Genomic DNA, 15,001 nt, shown 5'->3' with positions numbered 1-15,001 from the left:
TGTCTATTCCTCCCAATTTTTCATCAGTTTATGCCTGCCCTGCCGGACTGCAAGTCCCGTTTCATCTGGCCGGCATAGGTTCGGTAATCGACTTCAAGGACATAACGATCACTGTCGAGATAGGTCTTCCTCTGGTCCGCCCGATGGGCCTCGACTTCCCTTTTTCGATCCTCCGGTCCGGGCAAGGACATCTGCCCGGATAGAAGGCCGGCGATCCACTTTCCCTGGAGTTCCACCAGGGGAATGGTTGGACCCACCGGCTGAACAAGACCGGCAAAAATCAGGCCCGGATAGCGCAGGGAAAGCATGCGCCGATAGAGACAGCCGGCCTCCTGCCGCGGGTCGAATACGTCGGTTGGTAGAAAGGGAAAGGTGATATTGTAGCCGGTGGCGTAGATGATGGCATCGAGTTCCTCCTTCGAGCCATCGACGAACGCGACAGTATTGCCCCGCAATTCCAGCACATTCGGCTTCACGCTGATGTAACCGTGGCCGATATAGGGCAACAGTTCCTGGCTGAGGGTTGCATGTTCCCGCCACATGGGATGCTTCGGGTGCGGCAGGCCGAACCGGCGCTGATCGCCAACGCCCAGCCGGATCAGCCACGACATGATCTGCCGGGTCACTTTGGTAGACAGCCGGAAGCGCCGGACGATGGCGCCTGACACCTGATCGATCGGTTTGCCCATCAGGTATTTCGGCATGACCCAGGCACTGCGCCGTGTCGAGACGAAAACGTGCTTTGCCCTTCGCGCGATATCGACCGCGATGTCTACCGCGGAATTGCCGATCCCGACCACCATCACCCGCTTATCCGCGAAGGGATCGGCCGTGCGGTAGTGATGCGAATGGCTTTCCTGGCCATCGAAGTTTCCGGGAAAGCCCGGCAGCTTCGGATCCGACAAGTGACCGTTGGCAACAATAACCGTGCTGTATTCCCTTTCCTCACCAGTAGAAAAGCGGATCCGGAAACGCTCTCCGATCGGCTCTACGGATACAATCTCCGTCTTGAAGGTCACCAGGTCCCGGAGGCCGAAATGATCGGCATATTTCTCCAGATGTTTCAGGAACTGATCGTGTCTGGGGAAATCCGGAAGGTCGGGATCCAGAGGAAAATCGGAATATCCAAGGTTAGGACGTGACGTATCGATGTGAAGCGAGGCATAGCAGGAGCTTTGGCCGTTGTCGTTCTCATAACGCCACATGCCGCCGATATCGGAGCCCTTCTCGAATACTTCGACCGCAAGACCGGCCTCCTTCAGCGCCTTGGCAACTGTCATTCCGGAGGATCCCGCTCCGATTATGCAGATATCCGCCTTGGAACCGGTCTGTTCTGTCTCAGCCAAATCAGTCGTCCTTGTATTGGAGATAATCGAGGATCAGCGCCTCCAGGTCCGCGTCAGGCCCCAGGCCAAGACCGGCAGCATGGCGGGACACGAATCGACGTGGCCAACCATTGACGATGGCTTGAACACCCGGGTCCGGCCTGTAGGTGATACGTCCCTCACCACCGTGCCGAGCTGCCGCCTCAGCTAATTCAGCGACGGTGACGGACAAGGCCGGAAGATTGAGAGCACGCTTGGGCGGCAGCCGTTCAGCCGGTACATCGTGAAGACGAAGCAGAGCCGCGACAACGGCTCCGGCGGATACGATGGGCACAAGTGTCTCGGCCGACAGGAGAACGTCCACATCAATGCCTTTTAGCGGCTCGCGAATGATCGCGGCCACCTGGTCGGAGACCGCCGGTGTCGGCGCTCCGGGTCTCGTCAGTACGATCGGCAATCGCAGGCACCGTCCGTCGATCCGTCCGAGCCGGGAATAATCTGCGATCAGCAATTCGTTGATTGCCTTGTGCGTTCCATAGGTCGTGGCCGGAACTGGGTTGCAGTCGTCATCGACCACCTCGGGCAATGCCCCGCCGTGAATGGCTATGGAGGAACTGAAGATAACCTTTGGTCTGTTCTGCGCCATGTCCATGAGAACGCGGAGCGCCTCGACATTGACCTTGTAGGCAAAGGACGGGTCCGTTTCGGCCTGCAGGGTGAGCAATGAGGCCAGGTGAAACAGGGTATCGAAACCTTCGTCCGCCAGGCTTTCAACAAAGCTGTGGTCAGACAGATCACCCTGCCGGAGGGAGACGTCAATCTCCGTAGATACAGGACAAGCCGGAGGATGAACATCCGCCAGGACGATCCGGTGGATGGGTTTGCCGCCGATATGACCCACAGCGATCAGTTCCTTCAACAACCGGCGCCCGAGAAACCCCGCAGCTCCGGTGACAAGAATGCAGCTCATACCCCCTCCTCGACGTTCCGGAACGACTGTCTCACAGGCTCCGACAGACCTGCGCTTCCATGACGTACTCGCGAACTGCACACACAGCGGCTTTCTGGAATCCCAGCCACCACAAACATACTACTTAGTAGGTTTTTAATTTGACATATCTAGACTGTCAATCATGCATGCGGCCGAACAGAGCACTTAACACGAAGCGATCGGTCGCCTATGAAAACGGATGAGCGATGTGGAGACCATTGTGACAAACAAAGCGCGAGAAGCAGGCGAGCCGCCGGCCGAACCGATTAAAAAGGTGCGCAAACGCGAGCTGAAGAAAGAGGAAATCATCTCCAGCGCGGCCAGTTGCTTCATGGAGCGCGGCTACCATGCCACAAGCATTGACGATGTGGCCCGGCGGCTCGGCAGCACCAAGGGCCGGATCTATCACTACTATGCCTCGAAGACCGACCTGTTCTTCGACGTCCACCGTGTCGGGATGACATACCTGTTCGATGCCCTTGACCCGGCCCTTTCAACAAAGGGAAACGGCGCGACCGTGCTGCGGGCGATGCTGTTGGCCCATGCGCAGGCCATGCTCGAACACCACACCTTTGAAAACGTCGTCGCCCAGGGCGTCCAGCTCCACCGGTTCGAGGCGACCACACCTGATCAGCGGGAAACCCTGCGCGAGCTCATTTCCAGCCGCGATAGATTCGAAAACCATTTCAAGGAAGCGATTGCTGCCGGTATAAGGGACGGCTCATTGCGAAAGGTCGACATCTCGGTGACTGCGAAGGTTCTGTTGGGAGGCCTGCAATGGTCGATCTTCTGGTACCGGCCGCGTGAGAACGACACCTCAGCAACCCGCAAGCGGCTCGCCGGCAAAATGGTCGATCCACTGATGGAAGGTGTGATCGCGCCCCGAAACTAATGCCCGGAAAGGCTATCGGCCATCAACTGCTCCGCAGCCCGGCTCAGATGGCGCTCTTTGTGGCTCAGGAGCATGAACGAACGGGCCGGCAATTCGAAATTGACACAGGCAAGTCCGCCTGCCGCAATCCACGGCGCGGCGGCCGCCGAGGAAACCGCACTTGACACCTGGCTTGAGCGGACTGCTGACAGCACGGCCTCATTTGAAGGCAGCTCCATCACGACATCGAGTTCGAACGCAGCGATCCCTTCTCTTTCAAGTGCTGCCTCGAAGGCAGAACGCGTCCCTGACCCGGGTTCGCGCAGGACCCAGGATGTCTTCTCTATAAGGTCCCGTGGCCTGGCGGGCCTGCCCTCCGAGAGAGGATGCCCCGGCCGGGTGACGATCATCAGCGCATCATCAGCAATATGGCGCTTGTGCAGGAGCGGATTATCGAGTTCCCCTTCGACGTAACCGATTTCCGCAGCGCCGGTTTCAACCGCCTTTGCGACCGTCTCCGTATTGCCAATGGAAAGCGAAAGCTCGATCCCGGGATAACGCGTATGAAACCCCATTAAAACGCCCGGAAGCCAATAGCTGGCGATGGTCTGGCTTGCGGCTATGGTCAACACGCCGCGCTGAAGCCCGCCGAGTTCCCCCAGGAAACGCTCGGCGGACCGCATCCGAGCCAAGGTCGCCCTGGCCTCGTCCAGGAAAAGCCGCCCCTCGGCGGTGATGACAAGGCCGCGACCGACACGGTCGAAAAGCTGAACCCCGTAAAAGTCTTCAAGCTTGCGCACCGCCGAACTGACCGCCGACGGCGTCAGATGGAGAGCCTCGGCCGCACGGGTCAGATGTTCGCGTTCGGCAACGGCCACGAAGATTGTCAGTTGCTCGAATGTCATGGCAGTGCGCATTTTGTTCGATTTTTTTGTACGTTCTTTGATATATTATCTCATTTTTTTTCACGCTTCAAAGGAGCAATGTGCATTGCACCAGCCTTCTTGAAAGCACCAATGATGTTCACGTCCCTGAAAACACCCCGGCTTATGGAAACATCTCTCTTTCAACTCCTGCCCGGCCTGGCGCTCTCGATCCTGGTTTCCGTGGCGGCCTTTGCGGCTGAAGGGCTGGAGGTGCAGCTGACCGGCGGCAAGTTTGTCGAGAACCTGGTGCTGGCCATTGTAATCGGGACAGCTGTCCGGACCTTCGTCCCCCTTTGGAAAGGGGTCGAAAAGGGGATCGCGTTTTCGGCAAAGCGGATCATGGAAGCGGCGATCGTGCTGCTGGGGGCTTCGATCAGCCTGCAAGCCCTGGAAGCCGCCGGATTTGCACTTGTCGGCGGGATCGTCGTCCTCGTGGCGTTCGCAATACTGGCAAGTTACACCCTTGGCAGAACCTTCGGCCTCAATCGCAAGCTGGCAATGCTGGTTGCCTGCGGTAACTCCATTTGCGGCAATTCCGCCGTCGCCGCGGTCGCGCCCGTCATCGATGCCGAAGGCGACGATGTTGCCGCGGCGATCGCCTTTACAGCCGTTCTGGGCGTTGCCGTGGTTCTCGCCCTGCCCCTAGCGCTTCACACCTTTTCGATGACGACGTCGCAATATGGCGTGCTGTCGGGCCTGACGGTTTATGCCGTTCCGCAGGTGCTTGCCGCCGCACAGCCCGGCGGCCCCATCGCAATACAGACCGGCACACTGGTGAAGCTCATCCGCGTCCTGATGCTCGGACCTGTCCTGCTGACACTTGCCGTCGGCAGAGGCCGGGAAAATGAAACCTCCATTCGGCTGAGTCAGATTCTGCCCTGGTTCATCATCGGCTTCGCACTGATGATGGGATGCCGCTCGGCAGGTCTCATCCCCCAGCATCTCGCCGCACCGCTCGGATACATCTCCAATACGTTGACGGTCATAGCCATGGCGGCCCTTGGTCTCACGGTCGACATCCGATCGGTTCTGCAAGCCGGCGGCCGCGTCATCCTGACCGCAAGTCTCTCAATCTTCATGCTTGTCGTCACAAGCCTCGGGCTGATCTTCCTGCTTCAAATCCACTGATCCACCCTGGTCCAAGCGCCTTTACGCTTGTCCCGCGGGCGGACAGACCGAACACGACACTGACGGGCGCAAACTCTTCCCCGAACAAAGACCGGCTTTCGGGTACCGGATCAGCCGGCTTGCGCAGCCTGCTGCAACATATCGTCATCCAGCCCCTTGACCAGATCCGCAATCGAGGTGGTTTCCAGAGGCGCGAAAAACTGATTAAGCGAGACTTCCAGCACCTCCTTGAACTTGCAGCAATGGAAAATGCTGCAAGAAGCCGGATCGCTGAAGCATTTTACAAGACAGAAATCCGTTTCGAACATTCGGATCACTTCCGCCAGAGATATCTCTTCCGGCGCCTTGTTGATCCAGATGCCACCGCGCCGGCCGGGGATCGAGGCGATCATCCCCGCTTTTCTGAGTTCCTGGACGGCAGCGACGACTTGAGACCGATGCCCGATATAGCGTTCCACCAAGTCGTCAATGGAGATTTTCGCCCCTTTCAGGAGCGACAGGTGAATCAGGATTTTGACAGCTATATCGGTGCGTTCAGTAAAACGCATTGCTAACATCCCAGCTCGTTATGGTTGCTCAGTCGCCCGCAACTCTATTTTTGGTTTATACATATAATTACCAAATATCTAAATTATCTTATCGATATAATCAGTAAAACCATATATATTTTTTGTATGGTTAACAACGACGCGACCACTATAGCTATTTATGATATAAGTTATATATTTTTATACTACACGCGGACGCTGTATACTGGTTTTTATTATATAAATTACGCAGGATATACCCATGATTCTCCCCGAAGGGTACGAACTTCGCGAATATATCGACTTCATTGACTTGAACCGCCAAGATGTCATCGCCGCTCGGAGCGCTTGGGTTGTCATCCGCCCCAATATAGACGATGTACTTAAGTACTTTTATAGTTCTCAAATAATGAAACAAACTACAAAGCAATTTCCGCGTTTTGATATTCCGAGCCTTATCGATAAGCAGATCGCCCACTGGGACCAGTTGTTTTCAGGCGGTCTGGACGAAGAATATGTAAGCCGCGTCAAAAGAATCGGATCCGCCCATCGACGGGTCGATATTTCGTTGCCTTACTACATCATTTCTTATGGATTGTTCTTGAATGAGTTCGAGAGGATTCTCCGATTTCACCATAAGAATCAGAAGGATACTCTTGATCTCATGTCCGGCATCAGAAAATTCATCCTCTTGGACCTGGCAATAGCGTGCTCTGGCGATCGAGCCCAGTCTTAGGGGTGACCCATTGCAGGAAGGCCAAATAATTTGAGCAGAATTTGATTTCTGTGGATATTTCGAGAATTACCGAAATTAAGCGGATAGTTCAGGCGTATTGAAGTTCATAAGGTCGCTGACGCGCCGTTCGTATGCGATATCCGGCACGAACCGCAGCTCGCTCTCTGCCCACTCACCGGTTTCGAATCGCCTCAGTTCGCCGCCTGGGCCAGAATCTTCATAAACTGCTGCGCATCGCTTCGAAGCGTGTTCGTATGCCGGCCGAGATCTTCGGCGGATGTGCGCACAATATCGGTCACGCCTGTCACCTGGGTCGAAGCCTCCGTAATTCCAGCGATAGATCCCGTAACAGATTGCGTTCCGTTCGATGCCGCTTGTACGCTCCTGCTGATTTCGCCCGTCGCTTCCTTCTGCTGTTCGACCGCTGCTGCGATAGAAGCGGAAATTTCGTTCATGCGGGCGATGGTCTGGTTTACGCTGTCAATTGCACTGGCGGATTGGTCGGTTGCGCCCTGGATGTCTTCGATCTGATCCCCAATCTCGGACGTCGCTTTTGCCGTCTGTCCCGCAAGTTCCTTCACTTCAGCTGCGACAACCGCAAAACCCTTGCCAGCCTCTCCGGCCCGCGCGGCTTCAATCGTGGCATTCAAGGCAAGCAAATTGGTTTTTTCGGCAATATCATTGATGAGACCGACAATTTCACCGACGCGATTGACCGCCTGGGTGAGCGAGGTGACGGATTCTATTGCGACCGAACTCTGCGCTACCGCGGTATCCGAAATCTCATAGGATTCCGTCACCTGGCGTCCTATTTCAGTGACCGAGGCCGCGAGTTCCTCGGCCGCGGCAGCCACTGTTTGAACGTTATTGGCTGCATCCTGCGAGCTCAGACTTACCGTATCGGCCTCCAATCGGGTACGTTCTGTTGCGCCTGTGAGCTGAACAGAGGCATCGGCGAGCTTGTCAGTGGCGGCTGTAAGCTGGCTGGTCGACGACACGATGGAGCTCTCGAAGTCCGCGCTCAGGCGCTGGATCGTTTCCCGACGGTCACGTTTACCTGCTTCTATATAGACGGATAGCGCGAGATCCATATCGAGCATGGCCGCCTTGACGATTGCGGAGCGGAGGCGCTTGTTCTCCTCACCGGCTTTCTTGTTGAAACCTTGCCATGCCTTGCTTCGGGCGATCGTGTCGCACAATCCGCAAATCAGGAAGCTGTAAGCGCCAATATACCAGCGCGGTTCCAGGCCGAGTTTATTGTGCACTTCGCCAATGGCCGTCACGGAGCGCACGTAGTCTTCATCGAAACGACCGTCGAGGATAATACCCCAATGCCGGATCTGGGCCGCCTTCGCATGTGCGATATGGGTGTCATCCCGGAAGAAGCTTTTTGTCTCCGGAAACTGGCGGACATGGTCGTAGAACCGGTCGAGAATTTCGGGCATAACTGCCAGAACCCGATCTCGGTTATTGCTTAATGCTTCAAGATGATGTTTTTCCAACCCGATAAAGCGAAGACGTTTATCGTCAGTTGTATTATCCCCTTCTAGTTTCATGGTACCGCCCCTCAATAACTAGCCTTAAACGGGGCAATACTTGGACTCGCATACTTAAAAAGATATTTATCCATGTAATTTATAACAATGCATCTGGCTCAAATCACAACCTTTTGGCGAATATCTTTTTCTACCTATAGCGCCCCGATGCCATCCGGTTTTTTACCTACTCATTGAAATCAATGATTGAATCGCCTTTTCAGTACCCGCGCACAGCGCCTGCCAGCCGATGAACGTGAACTGGTTTGAATACGAATAAATTTTTATTTTCGATTTTTGCGTGTGCGAACTACGGTATCGAAGTGCCTGTCGGGATGAAGGCGGCCTACGGACGTGAACTGCGAACCCTCCTCTGAAGGGATCACGTGTTCGAACGGCTTCAGCCTTCGACCCGGTCTTCAAGACGGAAACGGAAGATCCGGGCGATCTGCTGCAGAGCCGTCTCGAACTCCTGGTCCATCTCATTTTCGATCCGGGTTTCGAAGGCGGCCAGGATCATATCCTTTGTCGCGCCTTTCACCGCAAAAATGAAAGGGAAGCCGAATTTCCTCAGGTACCGGTTGTTCAGGTCGGTAAAACGGGCGAATTCGGCAGCCGTCAGTTGGTCCAGGCCGGCCCCGGCCTGTTCCCTTTTTGAGTCCTCGGCCATTTCGCCGGCCAGTGCTGCCTTGCCTGCCAGATCCGGATGGGCACGGATCAGGTCGAGCTGCCTCCCATGCGATGCATCGCGCATGGCCGTTTCAAACGCTGTTATCAGGTCTTCCCGAACCGCGAACGGACCGAGCGCATGCGCTTCTTCCGCCACCCACGGGCTGTGTTCGGCCACATCGCCGAACGCTTCGACGAATTCCGGCTTCTGCATCCGATTGATTTCGGCCAAAGTCCACATGGCGCCTCACTTATGCTGGGTAATCCACGCGCCGAGCGTCGCCCGTTCCTCGTCGGTCATGCCGGTTTCGTTTCCAAGCGGCATGGTATCCGCCTGAACGGCCTGTTGCATGATCAGGTCGGCGTAGCGGTGGAGGTCCTCGATCGTTTCCAGTTGAACCCCCTTGGGGGCCTCTTCGAAGCTCTCGTGCGTCGGAACGGCTGCGTGGCACATGGCGCAATGTTGTCTGGCCATGGCGACAACAGTCGCATCCGACACCGCTTCGCTGCTGCTGAAATCCCTCGGCGCCGTCATGATGACCGCGACCAGAAGCCCGATCGCCGCAACCGGCAGAGACCACCAGAATTTAGCGAATTCATCGCCTGCTTCGTGCCGGTTGAAAAAGTGGCGGACCATGCCACCCATGACAAGGATGAGCGCCACCAGAAGCCAGGAATGCGGATGGCTGGTCAGCATCGGATAATGGTTGGAGACCATCATGACCAAGACCGGCAGGGTCAGGTAGTTGTTGTGAACCGACCTCTGTTTGCCCATGGCGCCGAGGGCGGGGTCCGGGGCTTCCCCGGCCAGAAGGCTGGCGGCAATCTTCTTCTGGTTCGGGATAATGATGCCAAAGACGTTTACCGCCATGATCGTGCCGACAAAGGCCCCGACATGGATGAATGCGCCCCGTCCGGAATAGACATGGGTGAAAAGATAGGACGCGCCCATGATCAGGGCGAAGACACATATGGCGAGGAGTGGCGTGTTCCGACCTATGGGCGACTTGCACAAACGGTCATAAATCAGCCAGCCGGCGCCCAGCGAAGCAACGGAAATAAGCACCGCTTCGCCAGGTGTCATGTCCAGCACCGACGGATCGATCAGATAGGAGGACGCATAGACGTAATACTGGACGACAAGAAGGGCAAAGCCCGTAACCCAGGTGAGATAGGCCTCCCATTTGTACCAGATCAGGTCGTCCGGCAATTCCTTGGGAGCCACGAGAAACTTCTCGACGTGGTAGAAACCGCCGCCATGGACTTCCCAGGCCGTTCCGGCAACGCCTTCCTTCATCTCCGCCCGTTTGCGCAGGGAAAGATCGAGCGCAATAAAATAGAAGGACGTGCCGATCCAGCCGATGCCGACGATCAGATGAGCCCATCGAAAAAGCAGGTTTAACCAATCCATTGCAAAGGCAAGGGTCATAACGGCATGTCCATGTTTTCAGGAAGTTCGTGACATCCGGAGCAGCAAGCTCCGGATGTCTTATTCATCCGGCCGTCAATTCGGCCAAAATTTATCTCACTGCGGCAGCTTGTCGTCGATGCCTTTGACGTACCAGTTCATGCCAAGGATCGCGCCATCATCAAGCGTCACGCCCTCTTCGGCAGCAACCGATCCGTCCTGCTTGGTGATCGGGCCGGTGAAGGGTTCCCAGCCGGCAATGATCTTGGCTTCGGTTTCCTTGGCCATGGCGACCACGTCTTCCGGCAGGTTCGTGTAAGGCGCCATGACGACATGGCCTTCGGCAAGACCGGCCCAGGTCGACTTGGCTTCCCACGTACCGTCCAGCGCTTCCTGGATCCGCTCTATGTAATACGGGCCCCAGTCGTCGACGATCGCGGTGTACTGGGCTTTCGGAGCAAAGGCGATCTGGTCGGAGGCCTGACCGAAACCATGCACTCCGCGTTCTTCAGCCACCTGCAGCGGCGCGGTGGAATCGGTGTGCTGGGTGATCACATCGGCACCCTGGTCGATCAGGGCCTTGGCCGCATCCGCTTCCTTGCCCGGATCGAACCAGCTGTTGACCCAGACAACCTTCAGCTTGAAATCCGGGTTGACCGACTGCGCTCCGAGCATGAAGGCATTGATGCCGGCCACCACTTCCGGGATCGGGAAGGAGGCGATATAGCCGGCGGTGCCGGTCTTGGACGTTTTGGCCGCAATCTGGCCGATGATGTAGCGGCCTTCGTGGAACTTGGAGTTATAGGTCGCAACATTGGCCGCCGTCTTGTAGCCGGTGGCGTGTTCAAACTTCACCTTCGGATATTTCTTCGCCACCTTGATGGTCGGGTTCATGTAGCCGAAGGACGTGGTGAAGATGATGCCGCAGCCGTCACGGGCGAAGCGCTCGATGGCACGTTCCGCATCCGGGCCTTCCGGCACGCTTTCCAGATAAGCGGTTTCGACCTTGTCACCGAAGTGTTTTTCAACGTCCTTGCGCCCCTGGTCATGCTGATAACTCCAGCCGAAGTCGCCGACCGGGCCGACATAGATGAAACAGGCCTTGAGATCGGCAGCGGAGGCTGCAGAGGAAGCGGCTGCAAATGCAATTGCTGCGACTGTCGCTTTCAGAATGTTCTTCATTTTGACTATCCCCTCAGGATGGTGTTCGACATGCGGTCTGCTTCAGGACATGCCACATCCGGACCGCATCGGATGCCGCATTCGGACAGGTGCGTTTCTCCCTTCACCTGTCCGGAACGAACGGCTTGCCGAGGCAGGCCGGGGTATTCACGAGCGTCAGCCTGCGGTTGGCCGATATCAGGACAAGCACCACGATGGTTGCCAGATACGGCAGGCTCGACAGAAACTGGGACGGTATGCCCGCACCAAGCGCCTGTGCATGGAAAGTCAGCACCGTGACCGCGCCAAAGAGGTAGGCGCCTGCGATCACACGCATGGGAAGCCAAGAGGAAAACACCACCAGCGCCAGCGCGATCCAGCCGCGGCCGGCGGTCATGTTCTCCACCCATTGCGGCGTATAGGCAAGCGACATGTAACTGCCGGCAAGCCCTGCGCATCCGCCCCCGAACAGGACCGCCAGAAAGCGGACCTTCAGGACGGAATAGCCAAGCGCATGGGCGGAAGTGTGATTGTCCCCGACCGCGCGCAAGATCAGCCCGATACGCGTGCGGAACAGGCAATAGGAAACGATCCCCACCAGGGCAAAACTCAGGTAGACGATCGCGTCCTGCTGAAAGAACACCGGACCAATGAACGGGATCTCCGACAGGACGGGGATATCCAGCTCCGGCAATCGCAGACCGGGAACACCGATATAGGCCTCACCGATCATGCCCGAAACGCCGAGCCCCAGAATGGTGAGGGCCAGGCCCGTCGCCACCTGATTGGTCACGAGCCCGAGCACGAGGAAGCCGAACAGGGCGGACATGGCCATGCCTGCGACGATGGCCGCCAGAACGCCGAACGCACCGGAGCCGCTCTGGTTGGCAACCGCGAAACCGACCACGGCACCCATGATCATCATGCCTTCCACGCCCAGGTTCAACACGCCGGAACGCTCCACGACAAGCTCTCCGATGGCCGCGATCAGCAAGGGGGTCGCCGCGGTGATGACGGTCAGAAGGACGGCCTGGACAATATCAAGCACGAGACACCTCCGCGGTTGCATGGGTACGGCGGGAATGCAGGCGGATGCGATACAGGATCAGCGTATCGCAGGCGAGGACGAAGAACAGGAGCAGGCCCTGAATGACGCTCGCGATCTTGTCGGAAACGCCCATGGACGCCTGTACGGCTTCCCCTCCGATGTAGGACAGGGCCAGCACGAAGCCGGCGATCAGAATACCGACCGGATTGAGCCGTCCGAGAAAGGCAACGATAATGGCGGTGAAGCCATATCCCGGCGAAATCGTCGGCAGAAGCTGGTTGAGAGACCCGGATACTTCCATGGTGCCGGCAAGGCCCGCCAGACCGCCGGCAAGCGCGAACGAGAATAGGGTGAGCCGCTTTGCGGAAAACCCCGCAAAGGCACCCGCCCTGGGGCTTTCGCCCATCACCCGGATTTCAAAGCCTTTCAGCGTCCTGGCAAGGACAACCGCCAGGACGATGACCACGATCACCGCAATGGGCGCGGCAATGCTCATCCGGCCGTCTCCTAGAAGCGGTAGGGTAGCCGCTTCGGAAAACAGGCGGGATTCCGGGAAATTGTAACCACCCGGATCGCGCCACGGTCCGCGCACCAGATAGTCGAGCAGGAGGCTCGCTACATAAACCAGCATCAGGCTGGTCAGGATCTCGTTGGCATTGAACCGGGTCTTCAGGACAGCCGGGACAAGACCCCATGCCGCGCCGCCGAGCGCTCCGAGGATAAGCATCAGCGGCAGGGTCAGGGACGTCTCGAATTCGGGAAAGACGATCGGCAGAAAGCTTCCGCATACGGCACCGAAAATGAACTGTCCCTCGGCACCGATGTTCCAGTTGTTCGACAGATAGCAGACGGACAGTCCGCAGGCGATCAGGACCAACGGCGTCGCCTTGACGATGATTTCCTGAACCGACCAGCTGTCGGTCAGAGGTTCGATGAAGAACTTGTAGAGTCCCAGAAGCGGATCCGTGCCGGAAACGGCAAACAGGATCGCCGCAGCCACCAGGGTCAGCCCCACCGCGATCACCGGCGACAACAGCGCCATCTTCCGGCTGTGTTCCTTGCGCTTGACCAGTTCGATCCGCATCACGCCCTCCCCGCGTTCTTTTCCGCGCCGCCGGCCATGAGAATGCCGACCCGTTCGCGCGTCATGGATCGGGCATCCTCCGGCACCGACAGATGACCGCGGGAGATGACCGCAATCCGATCGGCGATTTCAAAGATCTCATCGAGATCCTGGCTGATCACCAGCACGGCGGACCCGGATCGGGCCAGATCGATCAATGCCTGGCGGATCAGGGCCGCCGCCCCCGCGTCGACGCCCCAGGTCGGCTGGTTGACGACAAGGACACCGGGATTGCGGTCGAGTTCTCGTCCGACAACGAATTTCTGCAGGTTTCCGCCCGACAGCGAACGGGCTTCCGGGTCGTCATGCGACATGCGCACGTCGTAGGTTTGCTTGATCTTTTGCTCCAGCTCCGCGGCCCGCCCCTTTGAAACGAAGCCGGAGCCGACCAACCCGTCGCCGGTGCCGTGGCGGGTCAGAACGATATTGCCGGAGAGCTTCAAACCCGGCACGGCGCCATGACCCAAACGTTCTTCCGGAACGAAGGCCGCTTTCTGTTTGCGCCGCCAGGTGACGTCACGGTTGCCGCACGGTTGACCGTCCAGAACGACCATGTCGGAGGCGACCCGCATTTCGCCGGAAATCGCATCGAACAGCTCCCCCTGTCCGTTGCCGGCGACACCTGCGATCGCAACGATTTCGCCGGTTTGAACATCCAGATCGATGTTGTTGAGCCGGGTAGCAAAGGGTGTCGCGGCGGGAGCGCTCAGACCGGCCAGTTTCAGCCTGACAGGACCGGGTTCAGGAGCCGTCGCCCCGTGGTTCACCGCGACCACTTCGGAGCCGACCATCATGCTCGCCAGGCTGGCGGCGGTTTCCCGCGACGGATCGCATTCGCTAACCACCTTGCCATGGCGCAGGATGGTCGCGTGATGGCAGATCCGCTGAACTTCCTCCAGGCGGTGGGAGATATAGAGCACCGCACAGCCTTCGCCCGCGAGCCGTTGAAGGGTCAGGAACAACCGGTCGGCTTCCTGTGGCGTGAGGACCGATGTGGGCTCATCCATGATGATGAGCTGGGGCTCCTGGAGAAGACAGCGGACGATTTCGATGCGCTGGCGGATCCCGACGGGAAGATCGGCGACCACGTCCTGCGGATTGAGCGGCAGGCCGTAGTCTTCGGAGACTTCCGTAATCCGCGCCGCCAGGGCTCTCATGTTGCCCGGATTGGGCAGCGCCAGTGCGATGTTCTCGACCACCGTCAGCGCCTCGAACAGGGAGAAATGCTGAAACACCATGCCGATGCCGAGCGCGCGTGCACTGGCCGGATTGTCGATGACGACCGGCCTGCCCTGCCAGATGATCTCGCCGCCATCGGGCTCCAGCGCCCCATAGAACATCTTCACCAGCGTCGATTTTCCGGCTCCGTTCTCGCCCAGAAGAGCGTGGATTTCTCCCTTGTTGAGGCCAAGGTCGACGTGATCGTTGGCAAGAATGTCGCCAAAACGCTTGGTCAGCCCGCGAGCATGAAGAAGGTTGCCCGTGGCCGGACGTACCGGCCTTGATCCGCCTGCCTGTTGCGTTCTCGTCAAAAGATCGGTCACGACACGATT

14 protein-coding genes are annotated in these 15,001 nt (G+C 57.8%); 3 read left to right on the top strand and 11 right to left on the bottom strand.

Annotated elements, in window-relative coordinates; genetic code table 11:
* Nucleotides 1–23: 23 nt before the first annotated feature.
* Nucleotides 24–1,346 (bottom strand): flavin-containing monooxygenase, encoded by a 1,323-nt coding sequence (locus ACN0SO_RS02865; RefSeq protein ID WP_417674313.1) that lies wholly within the window; start codon nucleotides 1,344–1,346, stop codon nucleotides 24–26.
* 1 nt (nucleotide 1,347) lies between these two features.
* A complete protein-coding gene (locus ACN0SO_RS02860; protein ID WP_417674310.1) occupies nucleotides 1,348–2,295 on the bottom strand; it encodes an NAD-dependent epimerase/dehydratase family protein in 948 nt (315 codons plus the stop codon).
* Between the two features lie 241 nt (nucleotides 2,296–2,536).
* Between ACN0SO_RS02860 and ACN0SO_RS02855 the strand changes: the two genes are divergently transcribed.
* Entirely contained in the window at nucleotides 2,537–3,208 is a 672-nt protein-coding gene (locus tag ACN0SO_RS02855) for a TetR/AcrR family transcriptional regulator (protein WP_417674308.1), read from the top strand.
* On the opposite strand, the gene ACN0SO_RS02850 is transcribed toward ACN0SO_RS02855, so the two are convergent.
* Nucleotides 3,205–4,092: a LysR family transcriptional regulator gene (locus ACN0SO_RS02850; RefSeq protein WP_417674306.1), complete on the bottom strand. Its 888-nt coding sequence runs from the start codon at nucleotides 4,090–4,092 to the stop codon at nucleotides 3,205–3,207. The two genes, ACN0SO_RS02855 and ACN0SO_RS02850, sit on opposite strands and share 4 nt — an antisense overlap.
* 111 nt (nucleotides 4,093–4,203) lie before the next feature.
* Between ACN0SO_RS02850 and ACN0SO_RS02845 the strand changes: the two genes are divergently transcribed.
* Complete coding sequence (locus tag ACN0SO_RS02845; RefSeq protein WP_417674304.1) at nucleotides 4,204–5,241, top strand: YeiH family protein; 1,038 nt, start codon at nucleotides 4,204–4,206, stop codon at nucleotides 5,239–5,241.
* Between the two features lie 110 nt (nucleotides 5,242–5,351).
* Here the strand turns inward: ACN0SO_RS02845 and ACN0SO_RS02840 are convergent, their stop codons facing one another.
* Entirely contained in the window at nucleotides 5,352–5,789 is a 438-nt protein-coding gene (locus tag ACN0SO_RS02840) for an RrF2 family transcriptional regulator (protein ID WP_417674302.1), read from the bottom strand.
* A gap of 241 nt (nucleotides 5,790–6,030) precedes the next feature.
* Here ACN0SO_RS02840 and ACN0SO_RS02835 point away from each other — a divergent pair, with 241 nt between their 5' ends.
* The gene (locus tag ACN0SO_RS02835) at nucleotides 6,031–6,504 is read left to right on the top strand and encodes a protoglobin domain-containing protein (RefSeq protein ID WP_417674300.1); all 474 of its coding nucleotides are present in this window, start codon (nucleotides 6,031–6,033) and stop codon (nucleotides 6,502–6,504) included.
* A gap of 191 nt (nucleotides 6,505–6,695) precedes the next feature.
* On the opposite strand, the gene ACN0SO_RS02830 is transcribed toward ACN0SO_RS02835, so the two are convergent.
* From ACN0SO_RS02830 to ACN0SO_RS02800, 7 genes are all read right to left on the bottom strand, one after another.
* Nucleotides 6,696–8,060 carry a protoglobin domain-containing protein gene (locus ACN0SO_RS02830; protein ID WP_417674298.1) on the bottom strand — a complete coding sequence of 455 codons (1,365 nt, stop codon included), beginning with the start codon at nucleotides 8,058–8,060 and terminating at the stop codon, nucleotides 6,696–6,698.
* 379 nt (nucleotides 8,061–8,439) lie between these two features.
* Complete coding sequence (gene uraD, locus ACN0SO_RS02825; protein ID WP_417674296.1) at nucleotides 8,440–8,949, bottom strand: 2-oxo-4-hydroxy-4-carboxy-5-ureidoimidazoline decarboxylase; 510 nt, start codon at nucleotides 8,947–8,949, stop codon at nucleotides 8,440–8,442.
* Between the two features lie 6 nt (nucleotides 8,950–8,955).
* On the bottom strand, nucleotides 8,956–10,137 hold the full coding sequence (locus ACN0SO_RS02820) for a urate hydroxylase PuuD (RefSeq protein ID WP_417674294.1): 1,182 nt from the start codon (nucleotides 10,135–10,137) through the stop codon (nucleotides 8,956–8,958).
* A 96-nt stretch (nucleotides 10,138–10,233) separates the two neighbouring features.
* Nucleotides 10,234–11,298 carry a BMP family ABC transporter substrate-binding protein gene (locus tag ACN0SO_RS02815; RefSeq protein ID WP_417674292.1) on the bottom strand — a complete coding sequence of 355 codons (1,065 nt, stop codon included), beginning with the start codon at nucleotides 11,296–11,298 and terminating at the stop codon, nucleotides 10,234–10,236.
* 103 nt (nucleotides 11,299–11,401) lie between these two features.
* The gene (locus ACN0SO_RS02810; RefSeq protein ID WP_417674290.1) at nucleotides 11,402–12,346 is read right to left on the bottom strand and encodes an ABC transporter permease; all 945 of its coding nucleotides are present in this window, start codon (nucleotides 12,344–12,346) and stop codon (nucleotides 11,402–11,404) included.
* Nucleotides 12,318–13,409 (bottom strand): ABC transporter permease, encoded by a 1,092-nt coding sequence (locus ACN0SO_RS02805; RefSeq protein ID WP_417674288.1) that lies wholly within the window; start codon nucleotides 13,407–13,409, stop codon nucleotides 12,318–12,320. Before ACN0SO_RS02805 ends, ACN0SO_RS02810 begins: the two co-directional genes overlap by 29 nt.
* Nucleotides 13,409–14,980, bottom strand: coding sequence for an ABC transporter ATP-binding protein (locus tag ACN0SO_RS02800; protein WP_417675033.1), 1,572 nt, complete (start codon nucleotides 14,978–14,980; stop codon nucleotides 13,409–13,411). The genes ACN0SO_RS02805 and ACN0SO_RS02800 overlap by 1 nt, the downstream gene beginning before the upstream one ends.
* Nucleotides 14,981–15,001: the final 21 nt, after the last annotated feature.

It is taken from the genome of Roseibium sp. (assembly GCF_048260565.1).
GTDB lineage: Bacteria > Pseudomonadota > Alphaproteobacteria > Rhizobiales > Stappiaceae > Roseibium.
Note: the sequence above shows the minus strand (reverse complement) of the source record. Positions and strands in the feature narration are given on the sequence as shown.